Below are 22,315 nucleotides of genomic sequence, written 5' to 3' on the forward strand. Positions count from 1 at the left end.
TTCACGTCACCGCAGGAGAAAACAACTCTGAACATGAAGCAAGGTTTGCAACTCAGGCTTAGCCAACAACTGGCGATGACGCCTCAGCTACAACAGGCTATCCGTCTGTTGCAGCTGTCCACGCTGGAACTTCAGCAAGAACTTCAGCAAGCGCTGGAAAGTAATCCACTGCTCGAGCAAACCGATCTTCACGACGAAATTGATACCCAGGAAAAACAGGACAGCGAAACCCTCGACACCGCCGATGCTCTCGAACAAAAAGAGATGCCTGAGGAGCTGCCGCTTGATGCCAGTTGGGATGAGATTTACACCGCCGGGACGCCTTCGGGCACCAGCGGAGATTACATCGACGATGAGCTGCCTGTGTATCAGGGTGAGACCACGCAATCACTACAGGATTACCTGATGTGGCAAGTGGAGCTGACCCCGTTCTCAGATACCGATCGCGCCATTGCGACATCCATTGTGGATGCGGTAGACGAAACCGGTTATCTCACCGTGACCCTGGACGATATTCTCGAAAGCATGGGCGATGACGACGTCGGTATGGACGAAATCGAAGCCGTGCTTAAACGCGTTCAGCGCTTTGATCCCGTAGGCGTGGCCGCCAAAGATCTCCGCGACTGCTTACTGATCCAACTTTCGCAGTTTGATAAAGCCACACCGTGGCTGGAAGAAGCGCGTCTGATCATCAGCGATCATCTCGATCTGTTAGCCAACCATGACTTCCGCACGCTGATGCGCGTGACCCGACTGAAAGAAGACGTGCTAAAAGAAGCCGTCAATCTTATTCAGTCACTGGATCCAAGGCCTGGGCAGTCGATCCAGACTGGTGAACCAGAATACGTTATTCCGGATGTGCTGGTGCGTAAGCATAACGATCGCTGGGTGGTCGAACTCAACAGCGACAGCATCCCACGACTGCAGATCAACCAGCACTACGCCGCTATGTGCAATAGCGCGCGCAACGATGCCGACAGTCAGTTTATACGTAGCAATCTACAGGATGCGAAGTGGCTGATTAAAAGCCTGGAAAGCCGCAATGATACACTGCTGCGCGTAAGTCGCTGCATCGTGGAGCAACAGCAAGCCTTCTTTGAGCAAGGTGAAGAGTTTATGAAACCGATGGTGCTGGCGGATATCGCCCAGGCCGTCGAGATGCACGAATCGACCATTTCCCGTGTGACCACGCAAAAGTATCTGCACAGTCCGCGCGGCATTTTTGAATTGAAGTATTTCTTTTCCAGTCACGTTAACACTGAAGGTGGAGGCGAAGCCTCATCCACGGCGATCCGTGCGCTGGTGAAGAAATTAATTGCTGCGGAAAACCCCGCGAAACCACTGAGTGACAGCAAGTTAACCTCTATGCTGTCAGAACAGGGTATCATGGTGGCACGCCGCACCGTTGCGAAGTACCGAGAGTCTTTATCCATTCCGCCGTCTAACCAGCGCAAACAGCTGGTCTGACCCAACCGATAAGGAAGACACTATGCAGCTCAACATCACTGGAAACAACGTCGAAATCACTGAAGCCCTGCGCGATTTTGTTAATACAAAATTTGCCAAGCTTGAACAATATTTCGACCGGATTAATCAGGTCTATATTGTGTTGAAAGTGGAGAAGGTTACACATATCTCGGATGCAACGCTGCATGTGAACGGTGGCGAAATTCATGCCAGCGCGGAAGGTCAGGATATGTACGCCGCCATTGACGGTTTAATTGATAAACTGGCTCGGCAGTTAACAAAACATAAAGATAAACTGAAACAGCACTAACTTGTCCGGGCAGTTAGCGGGTGCAGGACGGCCTGTTGTGTAGCACAACGGGCCATTTGTACAGTTAGCGCTTAGGTGAAATTATGACAAATAACGATACGACTCTACAACTGAGCACTGTTCTTAACCAGGAATGTACACGCGCAGGTGTTCACTGCCAAAGCAAGAAACGCGCACTGGAAATCATCAGTGAACTGGCGGCAAAACAGCTCAGCTTGCCTTCTCAGGTGGTATTTGAGGCCATTCTGACGCGTGAAAAAATGGGCAGTACCGGCATCGGTAATGGTATTGCTATCCCGCATGGAAAGCTGGAAGAAGACACGATGCGCGCGGTTGGTGTGTTTGTGCAACTTGAAACGCCTATCGCCTTCGACGCTATTGATAATCAGCCAGTCGATCTGCTGTTCGCCCTGCTGGTTCCGGCGGACCAAACCAAGACGCATTTGCATACGTTGTCACTGGTCGCAAAACGTCTGGCGGATAAAACCATCTGTCGTCGTCTGCGCGCCGCACAGAGTGACCAGGAGTTGTATCAAATCATCACGGACACCGAAGGTGGACAGGATGAAGCATAACAACCCAATGGCATCCTTTTTTGTCGTTGTGAGGAGAAACAGTACATGGTACTGATGATCGTCAGCGGCCGTTCAGGGTCAGGTAAATCTGTCGCTCTGCGTGCGCTGGAAGATATGGGTTTTTACTGCGTGGATAACCTTCCCGTAGTGCTGTTGCCCGATCTGGCTCGTACTCTGGCCGATCGCCAGATTTCTGCGGCCGTCAGCATTGATGTGCGCAACATGCCTGAGTCCCCGGAGATTTTCGAGCAGGCAATGAACAATCTGCCTGAAGGCTTCTCACCACAGCTGCTGTTCCTTGATGCTGACCGTAACACGCTGATTCGTCGCTACAGTGACACGCGTCGCCTGCACCCACTCTCCAGCAAGAACTTGTCTCTGGAAAGCGCTATCGATAAGGAAAGCGATTTGCTTGAGCCTTTGCGCTCTCGCGCTGACCTGATCGTTGATACCTCCGAAATGTCCGTACACGAACTGGCAGAAATGTTGCGTACCCGACTGTTGGGCAAACGTGAACGTGAATTGACGATGGTTTTCGAATCCTTTGGTTTCAAACACGGTATCCCGATTGATGCGGATTACGTCTTTGACGTGCGCTTCCTGCCTAACCCGCACTGGGATCCGAAGCTGCGCCCAATGACCGGTCTTGACCGCCCCGTCGCCGCGTTCCTCGACAGGCACACAGAAGTACACAATTTTATCTACCAGACGCGCAGCTATCTTGAGCTATGGTTACCCATGCTGGAGACCAACAACCGTAGCTATCTCACCGTAGCCATCGGTTGTACCGGCGGGAAGCACCGTTCGGTGTATATTGCAGAGCAGCTGGCAGACTACTTCCGCTCACGCGGTAAAAACGTGCAGTCACGCCATCGCACGCTGGAAAAACGTAAATCATGACCGTGAAGCAAACCGTTGAAATCACTAATAAGCTGGGCATGCATGCCCGTCCAGCTATGAAACTGTTTGAATTGATGCAGGGTTTCGAAGCAGAAGTTTTGCTGCGTAATGATGAAGGAACGGAAGCCGAGGCCAACAGCGTTATCGCTCTGCTGATGCTGGATTCAGCCAAAGGGCGTCAGATAGAAGTTGAAGCCACGGGTCCGCAGGAAGTTGAAGCCCTTGCCGCAGTGGTTGCCCTGTTTAATTCAGGTTTTGATGAAGATTAGTCAAGTGGTTTTAACACGTAGCCAGTAGGTCGGATAAGGCGTTTACGCCGCATCCGGCAATGCCATTGTGTCGTATTGTGCCTGATGCGCTGCACTTAAATCAGGCCAACAAAAACAGCGACAGTAGCGACTAATACAACTTATTTTCCCGCATAAACGACTCACCGCCTAACTGGCGCATTTGACGCATGATCCACGCCTGGCGGCTACGCACATAACCAGAAGGCGCATTCGCTTTAAAACGCAAAGGATTAGGTAATACCGCCGCCAGCAAGGCCGCTTCAGACAGACTCAACCGACTGGCAGGCTTATGGAAATAGCGCTGCGCCGCCGCCTCCACGCCAAAAATCCCATCGCCAAACTCAGCGATATTCAGGTAAACGGTCAGAATACGTTTCTTGCTCCAGACGGTTTCCATACCCAGCGTTAGCCCGGCTTCAAGACCTTTACGTACCCAGCTACGTCCATCCCACAGAAAGAGGTTTTTCGCCGTCTGTTGCGATAACGTCGACGCCCCGCGAATACGGTTTTCATTGCGTTCATTGTGCGCCAGCGCTTTCTCTATGGCGGAGACATCGAATCCCCAGTGCTCGGGAAACTTCTGGTCCTCCGCGGCAATGACGGCCAGTCCCATCCACGGTGAGATCTCGTCCATGCTCACCCAGTCTGAGTGCGCCACATAACCAAAATCACCGGACAGCCATGCGCCCAGTTGCCGTTCAACCATCACCGCCGAGAAAGGTACAGGCATCACGCTGAAAAGTGCGATGCCTCCGCCCCAGAATACGCCGAGGACAATGACCGCCCGCAGAAAGATACGTCGCAGAAAGGCGGTAACTCCTGTTCTCATTCAGCCAGCACCAGCACACGCGATACCAGTTTATCGATGCCACTCGCAGCCTGAGCAATGTCCTGCGCCAGCATATAGGCGGGCGTGGTGACGATTTTATTGTCTTCATCGACGACAATGTCATCAACCGGACAAGGCACATGTTCAGCGCCCATCTCTTCCAGCACCTCTGCCGTATCGATATCAGTACCGATGGTCAGACGCAGCGGGAAATCAAAAATTTTAGGTAACATAGCGGGCGCAATGCACATAAATCCCAGCGGCTTACCCGCCTGATGCATGGCCACCGCCAGCCCGGCTAAGTCGCTATCAACCCGGCATTCGCTGCCCTGACTGGCAAAATTGCTCAGATTTTTGGCCGCACCAAACCCGCCCGGCACGATCAACGCATCCAGTTCCGCTGAGACTGCCTGAGCGAGCGGGCGAATTTCACCGCGTGTTATACGTGCGGCTTCAATCAGTACATTACGCGTTTCCAGCATCGGCTCGCCGGTCAGATGATTAATCACATCCGCTTGCTGTTTATCCGGAGCAAAGCAGACGGCCTGAGCGCCGTTGCGGGCAATGGCCAGAAGCGTGAGAACAGTTTCATGGATCTCTGCACCGTCATACACGCCGCATCCACTGAGCACTACACCCACTTTTTTCATCGTGATACTCCTTTCTCAACTGGCTGAAACATATTAGTTATTATGATTTAAATGCTACGCTTCACACATTTAACTGATTCATGTAACAAATTATTTAAGATTTGCTATCTTAACTGCGTGCGGCCTGAAAATTAGGGCTGCGCCCTTGTAAACAATGATAATAATTTACGGCGCAGCCACGATTTCCCTGGTGTTGGCGCAGTATTCGCGCACCCCGGTCAAGCCGGGGTCATTTTTTTTCCACGCTCGCCACCCAGGCTTTTAATACCGCCACGTCGTGCTGCCACTCCTGCTTCATCTCTTCAATCCATTCAGCAACGTTATCTTCCCAGGCGGGAAGGTCCGGCGACTGGATTTGCTGACCTAACTGTTGCAGGTGACGCAGCCCCACAGAACCTGCTGCGCCTTTAATTTTATGACCTTCCTCAACCACGCCTTTTTTATCCCGTGCGGTCAAGTTTGACTCCAGCACGCTCAAATATCCCGGCATCATCTTCTCAAACACCGCCAGCCCGTCGGTAATTAACTTCGGTCCCACCAGCTCGAGGTATTGTTCCAACATAGGAATATCTAACAGCGCTTGCGATTTACTGCTTTCTTCAGATGTCACAGTGCTCTCCTCTTCGTTTCTGGTATCCCAGTATTTTTTGATCATGGCGGTTAGCGCCGGAACCGACAGCGGCTTACTCAGCACGTCATCCATCCCCGCGTCCAAATACTCTTTTTTATCTTTCAGTACGTTGGCGGTGAGTGCAACCAGCGGCGGAAGGTCCTCACGAGCGTATTTTTGCGTGAGCTCCCGCGAGATATCCAGACCGGTCATATCCGGTAGCTGAATATCCAGCAGCACCAGGTCATATTCACCCGGCGTAAACATTTCCAGCGCGGCTTTCCCGGTCATCGCGACATCCACGCTGTTGCCTAATTTTTCCAGCACGGAACGCGCAACAATAACGTTTAGTTCAATGTCTTCCACCAGCAGCACATTCAGGGCTGGCAGCGGCATGTCATCGTCTTCAAAGGCGTCTTCAATCTCTTCCGCTACCGCAGGCGCATGTACGGTCAGCGTAAAGATGGAGCCTTTACCTGCCTGGCTGGAAACCGTAATATCGCCGCCCATATTTTTCGCCAGACGCTTCGACACGGCCAAACCAATCCCGGTTCCTGTGGCCGGTTTACCGCCGTTGCTGTCCTTCACCTGATAATACATGGCGAAGATTTTATCCTGCTCATCCTGCGGAATGCCGATCCCAGAATCTTCAACCTCGAAATGCAGCATATCGCCCTGGTCATAGCGCGCCCGCACGGTCACCTGTCCCTGCTGAGTGAACTTCACGGCGTTGCTGATCAGATTCCACAGAATCTGGCGCAAACGCGTGCCGTCGGTAATGACCTTATGCGGTAGCGGTAACGTTGGCTCAAGTACAAAACGCAGCCCTTTTTGCTGCGCCTGCAGGCCAGAAAGGTTTTCCAGATCCGCCATAAAGCTGGTGAAATCAACAGGCTGGTTATCGAGCTGGACTTTACGTCGCTCCATCTTATCCATATCTATGATATCGTTGAAAATATTCCCCAGCGTCACGGCCGAGACATGGATGGTTTTCAGGTATTTTTCCTGCTCAGCGGTCAGGTCTGTATCCAACAGGATTCGGCTTAAGCCGACAATGCCGTTAAGCGGAGTGCGCAGCTCGTGGCTGATGGTGGAAATGAAGGTGGTCTTATCACGGCTGGCACGTTCAAGCGCATCCTGATAGCGCTTACGCTCGGTAATATCGCGCCCAAAACCCATCAGGCCATGTCGCTTACCTACGCGGTCATAGTACGGCACTTTACGAATTTCAAAGCAGGCTTTGCGCCCGTCCGGGTAGTCCAGCCACTGTTCGTAGGTGAGTGAGACGTTATGACGGAATACCTTCTCGTCGGTTTCAATTACCTTTTCAGCCGCTTCAGGAGAGTAAACGTCAGCCGGTTTTAAGTTCACCAGCTGCTTTTCGCTTTTGCCAGTCAGCAGTTCCATGGCACGGTTACAGCCGGAAAATTCTTTATCTTCATTGCGATAAAAAACCAGATCCGGCGAGGCATCAAGGAAAGAGCGTAAAAAGGAAGACTGTTGCTCGAGCTGGATCTGCGCTTCTTCGCGCTCTTTGATTTCAACCTTCAGTTGCTCGAACGTTTCCTGGCGCTCCGCTTCGGCTTTTTCGCGCTCAACAATTTCCTGATTGAGCTGGGCTATATTATCTTTCAATTGCACATTGAGCTTGAGATCGCGCTCGCGCATCTCTTCCAGCTTTTGTACCAGTCGTGACAGGCGTTGCCGGGACTCTTCCAGTTGCTCCACCACCACTGACAGGAAATAGACAGCCCAAGGGGTAATTAACAGACCAAAAAAGATAGAACGGATAACATCAATGCTTTCTACCTGGCCATGCAGCACCATGGTGACAGCCATCTGCACCACAATTGCCAACACGACCAGAGCCAGCGCTAATAGCAGCGAAAAGCGCACCAGACCCAACTTCATCATTAGGTCGACGTAATATTGCGCCAGCATACGGATTTGCTTCATAGAGGGTTCCTTCACGACAACTTGGCACAATAATACTCAATTCTTGGCGTGACGTTTGAGAATGTGCAAGAAATGCGGAGGTTATCAGTGAAATGACTGGGTAGGCGGTAGGCCGGATAAGGCATAGCCGCCATCCGGCAATGTGCGCCGGGCCGCCTGATGGCGCTTCGCTTATCAGGCCTACATGACTACGGCCTACGGAGGGTTAGATCCCCGGCTGCACCCATGGCGTACCCAGCGCCGAGCCTTGCACGCCGTGCTCGTTAAGGTACTTATCCAGTTCAACCATCCCAGTCCAGCGATTTTCACACCATAGCGGTGCTAACAGCGTTGGGCGACGCGCGCTGGCGGAAATGCGATGATAAATCACCTCTGGCGGCGTATGGCGGATCATCTCCCCGGCGGTAACCGTATAATCGTCCAGTTCAATTCCGTTCAGCCGCCCGGCTTCCCAGGCTTTCGCCATCGTACTGCCTTTCACAATATGCAGCGGATGCAGCTTAATACCGTCAACACCCGTCTCCACCACACGCTCCATGGTTTGTAGGCATTCTGCCTGCCCTTCTCCCGGCAGACCGACAATCAGGTGCGAACAGACTTTCAGCCCGCGTTCACGCGCCAGTCGCGTGGTGTTCTGGTAGCAGGCAAAATCATGACCGCGGTTAATACGGTGCAGGGTTTTGTCATGTGCGGTTTGCAGACCAAGTTCCAGCCATACCTCATAACCCAGGTCTTTATACTCGCAAAGCAGATCGAGTACCGCATCCGGCACGCAGTCGGGGCGCGTCCCAACGCATAACCCGACGATACTGGCCTGGCTGACCGCCTGCTGATACATCGACCGCAGCACCTGTACTTCAGCAAAGGTGCTGGTATAGGCCTGAAAATAGGCCAGATAGCGTCTGGCGCGATTGACCAACTGCGCCTGATGCTCAAGCTGCTCGGCAATGGAATGATGCTGCTGAGTTTCATCGGCAAACGAGGCGACATTACAGAAAGTACATCCGCCACGTCCGATGGTGCCATCACGATTTGGACAGCTAAAGCCGCCGTGCAGCGTGAGTTTATGAACCTTTTGCCCATAACGGCGAGAAAGATCCCCACCAAACATATTGACTAATTTCTGTAACTGCATAATCTGGTAGACCGCGCCTTGAAAAGAGGCCAAAGCCTGCCATTTTTTGCCCCAGTCGGCGATGACCTGGATCAATCGCCCTGGCGAGCCTTTATTTATTGCATAACAAATCAAAATAATTGAAATTTCATTCACTCAAAATCTAATTACTTTTCCTTATATTCAGCGGTTTTTTTTATCTTCTTATACTCTCAGCGTAAAAACAGTATCTTTAAGACGCCTGAACTCTAAAAACCAGCATAAAATGCCAGTCATCTCGATAAATAAAGGGAGGACGAGGGATATCCAGCCTTTCTGACAGTGAGACAGATCACACTTCCTGGGGGATTCCCCTTAGGTTAAATCATTGTAAAAAATCCTTTTATTTCAATATTTTCATAAAGTTAATTGCCCTATAGCACATTTTTGCATAAATAAGATTGCCATTTGACCTGTGTGTAGATTCCCGATAACTTGGAAATCCGCTGGAAGCTTTCTGGATGAGCAGTCTGCTCATCATATTTATGCAGTAATTGAGATTCCCTCTGAAGCAAGTCCTCAAACTTGTTTGACCTGTGCGAAAAGGATAAAGAGGGCGAATGCGAGGTAAGCGTATGACACGCAAACCCCGTCGCCATGCTCTTGGTGTGCCCGTGCGCAACGGTCCAGATGGGAATCCCTCAGAGCCTGGGGAGGTTCACTGATATGTTGTACGATAAATCCCTTGAGAGGGATAACTGTGGTTTCGGCCTGATCGCCCACATAGAAGGCGAACCTAGCCACAAGGTAGTGCGTACCGCCATACACGCACTGGCCCGTATGCAGCACCGTGGCGCAATTCTTGCCGATGGAAAAACCGGCGATGGTTGCGGCCTGCTGTTACAAAAACCTGACCGCTTTTTCCGCATCGTGGCGCAAGAGCGCGGCTGGCGTTTAGCCAAAAACTACGCCGTCGGCATGATCTTTTTAAATAAAGACCCTGAGCTGGCTGCGGCTTCTCGTCGCATTGTTGAAGAAGAATTACAGCAGGAAACCCTGTCGATTGTCGGCTGGCGCGACGTGCCGACCAACGAAGGTGTTCTCGGTGAAATTGCGCTCTCCTCCCTGCCTCGTATCGAGCAAATTTTTGTTAACGCCCCTGCGGGCTGGCGTCCGCGTGATATGGAGCGTCGCCTGTTCATCGCGCGTCGTCGTATCGAAAAACGCCTCCTGCAAGACAAAGATTTCTACGTCTGTAGCTTGTCGAATCTGGTCAATATCTATAAAGGTCTGTGTATGCCGGCGGATCTGCCGCGCTTCTACCTGGACCTGGCAGACCTGCGTCTGGAATCGGCCATCTGCCTGTTCCATCAGCGCTTCTCCACCAACACCGTACCGCGCTGGCCGCTGGCGCAGCCGTTCCGCTATCTGGCGCACAACGGTGAAATCAACACCATCACCGGCAACCGCCAGTGGGCTCGCGCCCGTACTTATAAGTTCCAGACGCCACTGATCCCTGACCTGCACGACGCCGCGCCGTTTGTTAACGAAACCGGCTCAGACTCCAGTTCGATGGATAACATGCTGGAACTGCTGCTGGCAGGCGGGATGGACATCATCCGCGCCATGCGCTTACTGGTTCCACCGGCATGGCAGAACAACCCTGATATGGATCCGGAGCTGCGCGCGTTCTTTGACTTCAACTCCATGCACATGGAACCGTGGGACGGTCCGGCGGGCATCGTCATGTCCGACGGCCGCTTTGCCGCCTGTAACCTTGACCGTAACGGCTTGCGTCCGGCACGCTACGTCATCACCAAAGACAAGCTGATTACCTGCGCCTCTGAAGTCGGGATCTGGGATTATCAGCCGGATGAAGTGGTAGAGAAAGGCCGCGTCGGCCCTGGCGAGCTGATGGTTATCGATACTCGCAGCGGGCGCATTCTCCACTCCGCCGAAACCGATGATGACCTGAAAAGCCGTCACCCATACAAAGAGTGGATGGAGAAAAACGTCCGCCGCCTGGTACCGTTCGAAGACCTGGCTGACGATCAGGTCGGCAGCCGTGAACTGGACGATGACACCCTCGCCAGCTATCAGAAACAGTTTAACTACAGCGCTGAAGAGCTGGATTCCGTGATCCGCGTGCTCGGTGAAAACGGCCAGGAAGCGGTCGGTTCAATGGGTGACGATACCCCGTTTGCCGTACTCTCCAGCCAGCCGCGCATCATTTATGACTACTTCCGCCAGCAGTTCGCGCAGGTCACCAACCCGCCGATCGACCCGCTGCGTGAAGCGCACGTCATGTCGCTGGCCACCAGCATCGGTCGTGAGATGAACGTCTTCTGCGAAGCTGAAGGTCAGGCACACCGCCTGAGCTTTAAATCGCCGATCCTGCTGTACTCCGATTTCACCCAGCTCACCACCATGAAAGAGGAGCATTATCGCGCTGACCGTCTGGATATCACTTTCGACGCGACCGAAACTACGCTCGAAGAGACCGTCAAAGCATTGTGCGATAAGGCGGAACAGATGGTGCGCAACGGCACGGTACTGTTGGTACTCTCTGACCGCAACATCGCTAAAAATCGTCTGCCGGTTCCGGCGCCGATGGCCGTGGGCGCAGTGCAAACGCGTCTGGTAGAACAAAGCCTGCGCTGCGACGCCAACATCATCGTTGAAACCGCCAGTGCCCGCGATCCGCACCATTTTGCCGTCCTGCTCGGTTTTGGCGCGACGGCAATCTATCCGTATCTCGCGTATGAAACATTGGGACGTCTGATCGACACTCAGGCGATTGCCAAAGATTACCGAACCGTGATGCTGAACTACCGTAACGGCATCAATAAAGGTCTGTACAAAATCATGTCCAAGATGGGCATCTCGACCATTGCCTCCTACCGCTGCTCGAAGCTGTTTGAAGCCGTTGGTCTGCACGATGATGTGGTTGCGTTGTGCTTCCAGGGCGTGGTCAGCCGTATTAGCGGTGCAGGGTTTACCGACTTCCAGCAGGATCTGCTGAACCTCTCCAAACATGCATGGCTGGCGCGTAAACCTATCAGCCAGGGCGGTTTGCTGAAGTACGTCCACGGCGGCGAATACCACGCCTACAACCCGGACGTGGTACGCACTCTGCAGCAGGCGGTACAAAGCGGCGAGTACAGCGACTATCAGGAATACGCCAAGCTGGTTAATGAGCGTCCGGCGGCCACGCTGCGCGATCTGCTGGCGATTACGCCTGGCGATGAAGCCGTAAGCATTAGCGAAGTAGAACCCGCGACCGAACTGTTTAAACGCTTTGATACCGCCGCCATGTCTATCGGCGCACTGAGCCCGGAAGCACACGAAGCGCTGGCCGAAGCGATGAACAGCATCGGCGGCAACTCGAACTCCGGTGAAGGCGGCGAAGACCCGGCGCGCTACGGCACCAATAAAGTGTCTCGCATTAAGCAGGTTGCTTCCGGTCGCTTTGGCGTAACCCCGGCATACCTGGTCAATGCCGATGTCATTCAGATTAAAGTCGCTCAGGGCGCGAAACCTGGCGAAGGCGGTCAGTTACCAGGTGATAAAGTCACCCCGTACATCGCCAAACTACGCTATTCCGTACCGGGTGTGACGCTGATCTCCCCGCCACCGCACCACGATATCTACTCTATCGAGGATTTAGCGCAGCTGATTTTCGACCTGAAACAGGTCAACCCGAAGGCGATGATCTCGGTGAAGCTGGTTTCCGAACCAGGCGTTGGTACCATCGCCACTGGCGTAGCGAAAGCCTATGCGGATCTGATCACCATTGCTGGCTACGATGGCGGCACTGGCGCAAGCCCGCTCTCATCAGTGAAATATGCGGGCTGTCCGTGGGAACTCGGCCTGGTGGAAACCCAGCAGGCGCTGGTGGCTAACGGTCTGCGTCACAAGATTCGTCTGCAGGTCGATGGCGGTCTGAAAACCGGCGTCGATATCATTAAAGCGGCAATTCTGGGTGCAGAAAGCTTTGGCTTCGGTACCGGCCCGATGGTGGCGCTGGGCTGTAAATATCTGCGTATTTGCCACCTGAACAACTGCGCAACCGGTGTTGCAACTCAGGATGAGAAACTGCGTAAGAACCACTATCACGGCCTGCCGTTCAAAGTGACCAACTACTTTGAATTTATCGCCCGTGAAGTGCGCGAGCTGATGGCCTCGCTGGGCGTTACCCGCCTGGTGGATCTGATTGGTCGCACCGACCTGCTCAAAGAGCTGGATGGCTTCACTGCCAAGCAACAGAAGCTGGAGCTGTCTCGTCTGCTGGAAACCGCCGAACCGCATCCGGGTAAAGCGCTGCATTGCACCGAGAACAACCCGCCGTTTGATAATGGCGTGCTGAACGCCCAGCTGTTACAGCAGGCGAAGCCGTTCGTCGACGAGCGCCAGAGCAAAACCTTCTGGTTCGATATCCGCAACACCGACCGTTCCGTCGGCGCATCGCTGTCGGGCTATATCGCTCAGACGCATGGCGATCAGGGGCTGGCGTCTGACCCGATCAAAGCGCACTTCAGCGGTACTGCAGGCCAGAGCTTTGGCGTGTGGAACGCGGGCGGTGTGGAGCTGTATCTGACCGGCGATGCCAACGACTATGTCGGTAAAGGCATGGCGGGTGGTCTGCTGGCAGTGCGTCCTCCGGTTGGCTCTGCTTTCCGTAGCCATGAAGCGAGCATCATCGGTAACACCTGCCTGTATGGCGCCACCGGTGGTCGCCTGTTTGCTGCGGGTCGTGCGGGTGAGCGCTTTGCAGTGCGTAACTCTGGCGCAATCACCGTGGTTGAAGGTATTGGCGACAACGGCTGTGAATACATGACCGGCGGCATCGTCTGTATTCTCGGCAAAACCGGCGTTAACTTCGGCGCGGGCATGACCGGCGGATTCGCCTACGTACTCGACGAAGACGGTGAATTCCGCAAACGCGTAAACCCGGAACTGGTCGAAGTGCTGAGCGTGGACTCGCTGGCGATCCACGAAGAGCACCTGCGCGGCCTGATTACCGAGCACGTACAGCATACCGGTTCTTCTCACGGCGAAGAGATCCTGGCGAACTGGCCAGCATTCTCGGCGAAATTCGCGCTGGTAAAACCAAAATCCAGTGATGTGAAAGCACTGTTGGGTCACCGTAGTCGTAGCGCAGCAGAGCTGCGTGTGCAGGCGCAGTAAGGGGTAGCAGCAATGAGTCAGAACGTATACCAATTTATCGACCTGCAGCGTGTTGATCCGCCGAAGAAGCCGCTGAAGATCCGTAAGATCGAATTTATCGAGATCTACGAGCCGTTTTCTGAAGGTCAGGCCAAAGCACAGGCAGATCGCTGCCTGTCCTGCGGTAACCCGTACTGCGAGTGGAAGTGTCCGGTGCATAACTACATCCCGAACTGGCTGAAGTTGGCGAATGAGGGACGTATTTTTGAAGCGGCAGAGCTTTCGCACCAGACCAACACCTTGCCGGAAGTCTGTGGCCGTGTATGCCCGCAGGATCGACTGTGTGAAGGATCCTGTACGCTGAACGATGAGTTTGGCGCGGTAACTATCGGCAATATTGAGCGCTATATCAACGATAAAGCGTTTGAGATGGGCTGGCGTCCGGATATGACCGGTGTTCGCCAGACGGACAAGCGCGTCGCCATTATCGGTGCCGGTCCTGCAGGTCTGGCGTGCGCTGATGTGCTGACCCGCAACGGCGTAAAGGCGGTGGTATTTGACCGTCACCCGGAAATCGGCGGCTTGCTGACCTTCGGTATCCCAGCCTTCAAGCTGGAAAAAGAGGTCATGACCCGTCGCCGTGAAATCTTCACCGGCATGGGCATTGAGTTCAAACTCAACGTGGAAGTAGGCCGTGACGTACAGCTCAATGATTTGCTGAAGGATTACGACGCCGTGTTCCTTGGCGTAGGAACCTATCAGTCGATGCGCGGCGGGCTGGAAAACGAAGACGCTGATGGCGTGTTTGATGCCCTGCCGTTCCTGATTGCCAATACCAAACAGTTGATGGGCTTTGGCGAAAGCAGCAATGAGCCATATATCAGCATGGAAGGCAAACGTGTCGTCGTGCTCGGCGGTGGCGATACCGCGATGGACTGCGTGCGCACCTCCGTACGTCAGGAAGCATCGCACGTTATCTGCGCCTATCGTCGCGATGAAGAGAACATGCCGGGTTCGAAACGCGAAGTGAAAAACGCGCGCGAAGAAGGCGTCGAGTTCCAGTTCAACGTCCAGCCTTTAGGTGTGGAAGTGAATGCCAACGGGAAAGTGTGCGGCGTGAAAATGGCGCGCACTGAAATGGGCGAACCGGATGCGAAGGGACGTCGCCGTGCGGAGATCGTCGCTGGCTCCGAGCACGTTGTTCCGGCTGATGCCGTGGTCCTGGCGTTTGGTTTCCGCCCACACAGCATGGAATGGTTGAAAGAGCACAGCGTCGAACTGGATTCACAGGGGCGCATTATTGCCCCGGAACGTAGCGACAACGCTTTCCAGACCAGCAACCCGAAAATCTTCGCCGGTGGCGACATCGTGCGCGGTTCGGATCTGGTGGTCACCGCGATTGCCGAAGGTCGTAAAGCGGCAGACGGGATTCTGAATTACCTGGAAGTGTAAAAGAGCCTTCTCTGGCCCCTGTTCACGTTTGTCGACAGGGGCTTTTTTTCTCCGTATTTCTCCACCATTCTTTGAAAGCTACTCGCAATTAAGACTGCAAGTCTTTGTAATTAGTAGAATGTGGATTGACCACTTCAGCACCCGGGCGTATTGATCGCGGAATATTTTTACACCGTAACTTTCACGAAAGGGATGAAGTATGACCACGCCGACGTCACTTCAGGATGCAGATGACTATCAGCAAATCCATAACGGAATTGTTCGACTACTGGACACCGCGCGGACAGAAACTGTCCGTAGTATCAATGCACTAATGACGGCGACCTACTGGGAAATTGGTCGACGAATTGTTGAATTTGAGCAAGGTGGTGAATCCCGGGCAGCCTATGGCGCTCAGCTTATTGAACGGTTGTCAGTGGATCTAAACCAACGCTATAAACGGGGGTTTTCCATGGTAAACATACGGCAAATGCGTATGTTTTATCTTTATTTTCAACAAATTGAGATTCAGCAGACACTGTCTGGTGAATCTCAAAATCTCATACAACTCGCCAAAACATTCCCACTACCCTGGTCGGCGTATGTCCGCCTCTTGTCTGTTAAAAATGCCGATGCCCGCACTTTTTATGAGAAAGAGACTCTCCGTAACGGCTGGTCAGTACGGCAGCTCAATCGACAAATTGCCACTCAGTTTTATGAGCGGACGCTGTTGTCCCGCGACAAATCCGCCATGTTGCAGAAGGCAGTCCCGACGGAGCCTGAAGTCTTGCCTGAAAAGGCCATCCGCGATCCGTTCATTCTGGAGTTTCTTGGCCTCAAGGATGAGTATTCAGAATCGGATCTTGAAGAGGCGCTGATCAATCACCTGATGGACTTTATGCTGGAGCTCGGCGACGATTTTGCTTTTGTTGGCCGTCAGCGTCGATTGCGCATTGACGATAACTGGTTCCGCGTCGATCTGCTGTTCTTTCATCGTCGTTTACGCTGCCTGTTGCTCGTTGATCTAAAAGTAGGCAAATTCAGCTATGCGGATGCCGGGCAGATGAATATGTATCTGAACTATGCCAAAGAACATTGGACGATACAGGGGGAAAATCCGCCAGTCGGGCTGATTCTGTGCGCAGGAAAAGGGGCGGGGGAAGCGCACTACGCGTTGAACGGCCTACCGAATACCATCCAGGCGAGCGAGTACAAAGTACAGCTACCTGATGAAAAATTACTTGCAGACGAGCTCATTCGTTCACAAACCATGCTGGGAACTCAACTCACAGACGCGGGTTAACTGTCGACCAAGGAAAATCAACGCAATCATCAACACCATAAATAATAACCATGTAAAGATTATACGTAATCGTTTGCTTTATTCTGAGAACTGTATATTATGCGGCGGATTTTTTGGGCAAAATTCATGGAGGCGTTGTGTCGCAGGACAACAATTATAGCCAGGGCCCCGTCCCTCTGGCGGCGCGGAAAGGCGTGGTTCCACTAACATTTGTCATGTTGGGGCTTACATTTTTTTCCGCCAGTATGTGGACCGGTGGCACACTCGGTACCGGTCTTTCCTATAATGATTTCTTCCTGGCAGTTCTCTTCGGTAATCTTCTCCTCGGTATTTACACTGCATTTCTCGGTTTTATCGGCGCAAAAACAGGGCTCTCAACCCACCTTCTGGCGCGTTACTCATTTGGTTTGAAAGGTTCATGGCTTCCCTCACTGTTGTTAGGCGGTACGCAGGTAGGCTGGTTTGGCGTGGGTGTGGCTATGTTTGCTATCCCGGTGGGCAAAGCGACGGGAATTGACGTCAATATCCTGATTGCGGTTTCTGGTCTGTTGATGACCCTGACCATCTTTTTTGGCATCTCGGCGCTGACCGTTTTATCTATCATCGCCGTGCCTGCCATCGTCGTTCTTGGCAGCTACTCCGTCTGGCTGGCGGTGAGTGATGTCGGCGGTTTAGACCATTTAAAAGCGATAGTGCCGCAGACGCCGCTGAATTTCTCCACCGCCCTGGCGCTGGTGGTCGGTTCGTTTGTCAGCGCAGGAACATTAACCGCCGACTTCGTTCGCTTTGGTCGCAACGCCAAAGGCGCGGTGCTGATTGCCATGGTGGCGTTTTTCCTTGGCAACTCCTTGATGTTCATCTTCGGCGCTGCGGGCGCGGCTGCGGTTGGACAGGCGGATATCTCTGACGTGATGATTGCCCAGGGACTGCTGCTGCCCGCGATTGTAGTGCTCGGTCTGAACATCTGGACGACTAACGACAATGCGCTGTATGCCTCAGGTCTGGGATTTGCCAATATTACCGGCCTTTCCAGCCGTACACTGTCGGTGGCTAACGGTATTATCGGCACATTGTGTGCGCTATGGCTTTACAATAACTTTGTCGGTTGGCTGACTTTTCTGTCGGCAGCAATTCCCCCGATTGGCGGGGTGATCATCGCCGACTATCTGCTGAACCATCGTCGCTATGCCGACTTCAGCAAAGCGCAATTTATTTCCGTAAACTGGATAGCGATCCTGTCCGTTGCATTGGGCATTGCCGCAGGTCACTATATTCCCGGTATTGTGCCCGTCAACGCCGTACTTGGCGGCGTATTCAGCTATATCCTGCTGAATCCACTTTTCAATCGCAGCCTTGCTAAATCACCAGAGGTCAGCCATGCAGAATAATAACATCACCCTTCGTCAGGCACGTTTACAGGGACGCGAAGGATTGTGGCAGCTCACGATTGAAAACGGGCGCTTCAGCCGGATTGAGCCACAGGACACCGCCACGTTACCGCAGGGCGAAGTGCTTGATGCCGAAGGCGGCCTGGCCATTCCACCGTTCGTTGAGCCACATATCCATCTGGACACCACGCAAACCGCAGGCGAGCCGAGCTGGAACCAGTCTGGTACGTTATTTGAAGGCATTGAGCGTTGGGCCGAACGTAAGGCAATGCTCACGCACGAAGACGTCAAAGCGCGCGCCATGCAGACGCTGAAGTGGCAGATGGCCAACGGCATCCAGTATGTCCGCACGCACGTTGACGTTTCCGATCCGACGCTGACTGCACTGAAAGCCATGCTGGAGGTGAAGCAAGAAGTCGCGCCGTGGGTAGAGCTGCAAATTGTCGCGTTCCCGCAAGAGGGCATTCTTTCTTACCCCAACGGTGAAGCGCTATTAGAGGAAGCCGTGCGTTTGGGCGCAGACGTCATTGGCGCGATCCCCCACTTTGAATTTACGCGTGAATATGGCGTTGAGTCGCTGCACAAAATTTTCGCTCTGGCGCAGAAATACGATCGGCTTATCGATGTGCACTGCGACGAAATTGACGATGAGCAGTCACGCTTTGTTGAAACCGTCGCGGCGCTGGCGCATCGTGACAATATGGGCGAACGCGTGACCGCCAGCCATACCACGGCAATGCATTCCTATAACGGCGCGTATGCTTCCCGCCTCTTTCGCCTGTTGAAAATGTCCGGCATTAACTTTGTCGCGAACCCACTGGTAAATATTCACCTGCAAGGGCGCTTTGATACGTATCCTAAACGTCGCGGCGTAACGCGCGTCAAAGAGATGCTGGAAGCAGAGATCAACGTCTGCTTCGGCCATGATGACGTCTTCGACCCGTGGTATCCGCTGGGCACCGCCAATATGCTGCAGGTACTGCATATGGGATTACATGTGTGTCAGCTGATGGGATACGGACAGATCAACGATGGGCTGAACCTGGTTACCACCCACAGTGCGAAAACCTTGCACCTGCAGGATTACGGTCTGAACGTGGGAAACTCCGGAAATCTGGTGATTTTAGCGGCAGAAAATGGGTTTGACGCGGTTCGTCGCCAGACACCTGCCCGTTATTCCATTCGTCACGGGCGAGTCATTGCTGAGACAGTGCCAAGCCAGACCACGCTGCATCTGACGCAGCCGGAAGCGGTGACGTTTAAGCGCTAAGTTGTTCTATCCAGTGTCGGATGGCGCAAGCCTTGCCATCCGACACGGTCTCTCATCGTCAGGCTTGTAATAAGCTGGCGCGCACCTTGATCACGACCTTTTTGATTTCCCCCGGCCCCCCCACCATACAGCCCGGTTTATGCGGCTCGCCCGGCATAAAAATCGCAAATCTTCCCGGCTTCAGTACGATCGCCTGCTCATCGGCAATCTCGCTGCACAACTGATAGTCATCCTCAACATGCATCTCATCGCACTGGCGAGCAGAATCGGTCATCCCGAACAGAATGCGTTCTTCGCCAGACAACAGCACCTGAATATCAATGTACTGCTGATGCAGTTCCGCTTTCTTTTGCTCTGGGCTCTGCGTCGCAAACTGCATGACATTCATAAAAATAGTATCGCCCTGCAACGCGTAGCGCCCTGGCGTTTTCTCCTGCGGATTCGCCGCAATGGCAAGCGTTAATGCCTGCTGTAAGACCGGATGTAATCCGGCAGAAGGCAGTGAACGCAACTCATCTGATATCATCATCATTCTCCCTGGGCCAACAGCGCGGCCCCCAGTAATCCAGCGTCATGGCGGTAATGCGCCGCCAGTAATTCCACGTGATAGGCCAAGGGCTCTTGTGCCAGATAATGTTCAACCAGCGCCAGATATCCTTCAGCCAGCCCAACGCTGCCGCCAATCACCACAATCTGGCAATCGGTCGTGGCCTTCACATCGCCGATAAGCCTTGCCAAAGTACGCGCCGAGCGATGGATCAACCTGCTTGCCTGCTCATCTCCTTGCCCGGCGCGGCTAAAAATGGTTTTGGCGTCGCATCCAGCAAGCGTACCTTCGGCTGCAGCCGCGATCCCTCGACCGGAAGCAATCGCCTCGACGCAGCCCACACGCCCGCAGCCGCAGGCCGGTCCATTGAGATCCGCCAGCGTATGTCCTAAGTGTCCAGCTAGACCACCAGACCCGGTGAGTAATTTGCCGTTGCTGATCACGCCGCCGCCGACGCCTGTCGACACGGTGATAAACACCATGTCGCTTATCTCATCCGCCATAGCGTGGTATTCCGCCCAGGCCGCTGCCTGTGCGTCATTGACTGCCAGCGTCGGCAGGCCGGTGATTTGTTCCAGCGTTTGTGTCAGCGGAAAATGCATCAACCCGCCAAGGTTATGCGGATTCAGCGCCAGTAAAGCCCCCTCACGGATAATCCCCGTCGAGGCGATCGCCACCCGATTAGCACGCCCCTGTAGCGGTGCAACCAGTGCTTGCAGCGCAGCGCGCAGCGCCTCCGGCGTTTTGCTGGCGGGCGTCGGCAATTCACGCCGCTCGCGAATTTGCAGATTACTGTCTAACAGCGCGGCAGCCAGTTTGGTACCGCCGATATCAATTGCCAATGTGGTCATGACACCGCCTTCTGCATCGCGGTGATACGCTTTTTATCCCGTTGCTCAAGTAACGACATACTTCTTCCCTTACGCTAATTGCCCGGTTCAACACCGGGCAATGGGATTAACTTTTGGATTTCACCATGGTGCTTTTGTCACCGCCGAACGGTACAGCCCCGCTAAACGGTCGACCATCAATGGCATCATGCGTACGCAACGCTTCAGGACGCAGCCAGCGCTGTACGCGGGACGGCATATCGAGACCAATCAGCAGGATCACCACAAATGTCAGACCGAAAGAGAGCGATCCCAGCGCCGTGCCCAGATCCAGACGTTGGGCAATCAGCGCGCCGATGATCGGTGCCAGAGCCCCACCCAGTGCGCCCACGTTATAGGTGAAGCCCAGGCCCGCCGCACGCTGGTCGGTATCGAAATAGCCGCCAATCAATTTTGGTAAGATCCCGGAGATCCCTTGGCCGAGCATTTGCTGGAAAAACAGCAGCAAACCCAGTACCCAGACGTTTGAACCGCCTATCGCAAACACCGGAATAATCAGCAACTGCGAGGCCAGCAAACTGCAGACATAGGCTTTACGCGTACCCAGCCAGTCGCCAAGAAAACCGCCGACGCAACAGCCGACCGCCGCGCCAAATCCGCTAAAGAACAGCACTCTGGCCACCGTGGAAGGATCGTACAGCAGTTCGGTTTTCAGATAGGTTGGCAACAGTGCCTGAATCGGCCACGAGTACAGGAAGGCGAATAGTACGACCACCATCAGCATGACGCCCGTCGGCCAGCGCTTCCCGCTGCTTTGCACCATAAAGCTAATGAAAATAAACGCACATATCAGGCCGAGGACCGCCACGATAGCCGCATTTTGCAGGTCGCCAGCAAAGCAGAACCACAGCGCGGTTGCAGCGGCGATCGTCATCAGAATATTAATTACCCGATGCTCGCCCCGGTAGAGAATATCCACCATCGTGCGCACTGGCGCTTTGCCTTCGTGTTTCTCTTTCCAGTCTTCCGCTTCCGGAATATTTTTACGCAGCCACAGGGCGAAGATAATTGGCAGGATGCCGATGAAGAACAGCGCACGCCACCCCCAGACCGGAACCACCAGGCTGTAGACCTGCGCGGCGATCACGGCACCAACGGAAAAGCCGGAAATCAGGAAGCCACTGGCTTTATTTCGCAGGTGTTTAGGCCAACTTTCAATAACATAGGTTGCACTGGAGCCGTACTCACCCGCCATTCCCATACCGATAACCAGACGGGCGATAAACATGGTGGTGTAGCCCGGCGCGAAGCCGCAGGCCAGCGTCCCCACGGAGAACAGAATGATGCTGGTGACCATTGCCAGACGGCGTCCGTAACGGTCGCCCATTGCCCCCAGCATTAACCCGCCAAACCAACGGGAGATAAAGGCGGCCGAGATCAGGCTGGCGGCCTGCACCGTCGTCAGTCCGAATTCGCCCTGCACTTCTGTCAGCACCAGGGCGATTAACACAAAATCGAAACCATCAAGCAAATATCCCAGCCAGGCGGCGGAAAATGCCCGCCATTGTGCCCGATTGAGATGGCGATACCACGGGATGCTCTGGGTAGAAGTACTCATTTTACTCTCCCGACGATCTTTGTTGTTGTGCCGGGTGGTGGCTTTGCCTTACCCGGCTTACGGTCGAAAAATCCAGGCCGGG

General features: G+C 53.8%; 17 protein-coding genes. 10 read left to right on the plus strand and 7 right to left on the minus strand.

Annotated elements, in window-relative coordinates; genetic code table 11:
• The first annotated feature begins 33 nt into the window (after positions 1-33).
• From rpoN to npr, 5 genes are all read left to right on the plus strand, one after another.
• Positions 34-1,467, plus strand: coding sequence for an RNA polymerase factor sigma-54 (gene rpoN / locus OGV89_RS13920; protein WP_003025074.1), 1,434 nt, complete (start codon positions 34-36; stop codon positions 1,465-1,467).
• A 22-nt stretch (positions 1,468-1,489) separates the two neighbouring features.
• Entirely contained in the window at positions 1,490-1,777 is a 288-nt protein-coding gene (gene hpf, locus OGV89_RS13925) for a ribosome hibernation promoting factor (protein ID WP_003025078.1), read from the plus strand.
• Positions 1,778-1,860: 83 nt separating this feature from the next.
• Complete coding sequence (ptsN, locus tag OGV89_RS13930; protein WP_003025083.1) at positions 1,861-2,352, plus strand: PTS IIA-like nitrogen regulatory protein PtsN; 492 nt, start codon at positions 1,861-1,863, stop codon at positions 2,350-2,352.
• Between the two features lie 45 nt (positions 2,353-2,397).
• Positions 2,398-3,252 carry an RNase adapter RapZ gene (gene rapZ / locus OGV89_RS13935; RefSeq protein WP_003025085.1) on the plus strand — a complete coding sequence of 285 codons (855 nt, stop codon included), beginning with the start codon at positions 2,398-2,400 and terminating at the stop codon, positions 3,250-3,252.
• A complete protein-coding gene (gene npr / locus OGV89_RS13940; RefSeq protein ID WP_003025086.1) occupies positions 3,249-3,521 on the plus strand; it encodes a PTS phosphocarrier protein NPr in 273 nt (90 codons plus the stop codon). The genes rapZ and npr overlap by 4 nt, the downstream gene beginning before the upstream one ends.
• 130 nt (positions 3,522-3,651) lie before the next feature.
• On the opposite strand, the gene mtgA is transcribed toward npr, so the two are convergent.
• The 4 genes from mtgA to mnmL form a co-directional block, all read right to left on the minus strand.
• Positions 3,652-4,371 carry a monofunctional biosynthetic peptidoglycan transglycosylase gene (gene mtgA / locus OGV89_RS13945; protein WP_003839927.1) on the minus strand — a complete coding sequence of 240 codons (720 nt, stop codon included), beginning with the start codon at positions 4,369-4,371 and terminating at the stop codon, positions 3,652-3,654.
• Positions 4,368-5,021: an isoprenoid biosynthesis glyoxalase ElbB gene (gene elbB / locus OGV89_RS13950; RefSeq protein ID WP_136346019.1), complete on the minus strand. Its 654-nt coding sequence runs from the start codon at positions 5,019-5,021 to the stop codon at positions 4,368-4,370. Before elbB ends, mtgA begins: the two co-directional genes overlap by 4 nt.
• 229 nt (positions 5,022-5,250) lie before the next feature.
• Positions 5,251-7,587: an aerobic respiration two-component sensor histidine kinase ArcB gene (gene arcB / locus OGV89_RS13955; protein ID WP_003025089.1), complete on the minus strand. Its 2,337-nt coding sequence runs from the start codon at positions 7,585-7,587 to the stop codon at positions 5,251-5,253.
• 205 nt (positions 7,588-7,792) lie between these two features.
• Complete coding sequence (gene mnmL, locus OGV89_RS13960; RefSeq protein ID WP_003839924.1) at positions 7,793-8,722, minus strand: tRNA modification radical SAM protein MnmL/YtqA; 930 nt, start codon at positions 8,720-8,722, stop codon at positions 7,793-7,795.
• Positions 8,723-9,406: 684 nt separating this feature from the next.
• Here mnmL and gltB point away from each other — a divergent pair.
• The 5 genes from gltB to OGV89_RS13985 all read left to right on the plus strand — a co-directional run bounded on the left by gltB (position 9,407) and on the right by OGV89_RS13985 (position 19,238).
• Positions 9,407-13,867, plus strand: coding sequence for a glutamate synthase large subunit (gene gltB, locus OGV89_RS13965; protein WP_016151061.1), 4,461 nt, complete (start codon positions 9,407-9,409; stop codon positions 13,865-13,867).
• A 12-nt stretch (positions 13,868-13,879) separates the two neighbouring features.
• Complete coding sequence (locus OGV89_RS13970; protein ID WP_003025096.1) at positions 13,880-15,298, plus strand: glutamate synthase small subunit; 1,419 nt, start codon at positions 13,880-13,882, stop codon at positions 15,296-15,298.
• Between the two features lie 199 nt (positions 15,299-15,497).
• On the plus strand, positions 15,498-16,580 hold the full coding sequence (locus tag OGV89_RS13975) for a PDDEXK nuclease domain-containing protein (protein ID WP_044701329.1): 1,083 nt from the start codon (positions 15,498-15,500) through the stop codon (positions 16,578-16,580).
• Between the two features lie 137 nt (positions 16,581-16,717).
• On the plus strand, positions 16,718-17,968 hold the full coding sequence (gene codB, locus OGV89_RS13980; protein ID WP_003844832.1) for a cytosine permease: 1,251 nt from the start codon (positions 16,718-16,720) through the stop codon (positions 17,966-17,968).
• Positions 17,958-19,238, plus strand: coding sequence for a cytosine deaminase (locus OGV89_RS13985; protein WP_003839918.1), 1,281 nt, complete (start codon positions 17,958-17,960; stop codon positions 19,236-19,238). The genes codB and OGV89_RS13985 overlap by 11 nt, the downstream gene beginning before the upstream one ends.
• A 58-nt stretch (positions 19,239-19,296) precedes the next feature.
• Here OGV89_RS13985 and nanQ read toward each other — a convergent pair whose 3' ends face one another.
• From nanQ to OGV89_RS14000, 3 genes are all read right to left on the minus strand, one after another.
• Positions 19,297-19,764 carry an N-acetylneuraminate anomerase gene (nanQ, locus tag OGV89_RS13990; RefSeq protein ID WP_003025108.1) on the minus strand — a complete coding sequence of 156 codons (468 nt, stop codon included), beginning with the start codon at positions 19,762-19,764 and terminating at the stop codon, positions 19,297-19,299.
• Positions 19,765-19,766: 2 nt separating this feature from the next.
• Positions 19,767-20,636, minus strand: a complete 870-nt coding sequence (gene nanK, locus OGV89_RS13995; RefSeq protein WP_286558843.1) for an N-acetylmannosamine kinase — start codon at positions 20,634-20,636, stop codon at positions 19,767-19,769.
• 106 nt (positions 20,637-20,742) lie between these two features.
• Complete coding sequence (locus OGV89_RS14000; RefSeq protein ID WP_003025119.1) at positions 20,743-22,233, minus strand: MFS transporter; 1,491 nt, start codon at positions 22,231-22,233, stop codon at positions 20,743-20,745.
• Between the last annotated feature and the right edge of the window lie 82 nt (positions 22,234-22,315).

It is taken from the genome of Citrobacter sp. Cf125, from assembly GCF_030333935.1.
GTDB lineage: Bacteria > Pseudomonadota > Gammaproteobacteria > Enterobacterales > Enterobacteriaceae > Citrobacter > Citrobacter freundii.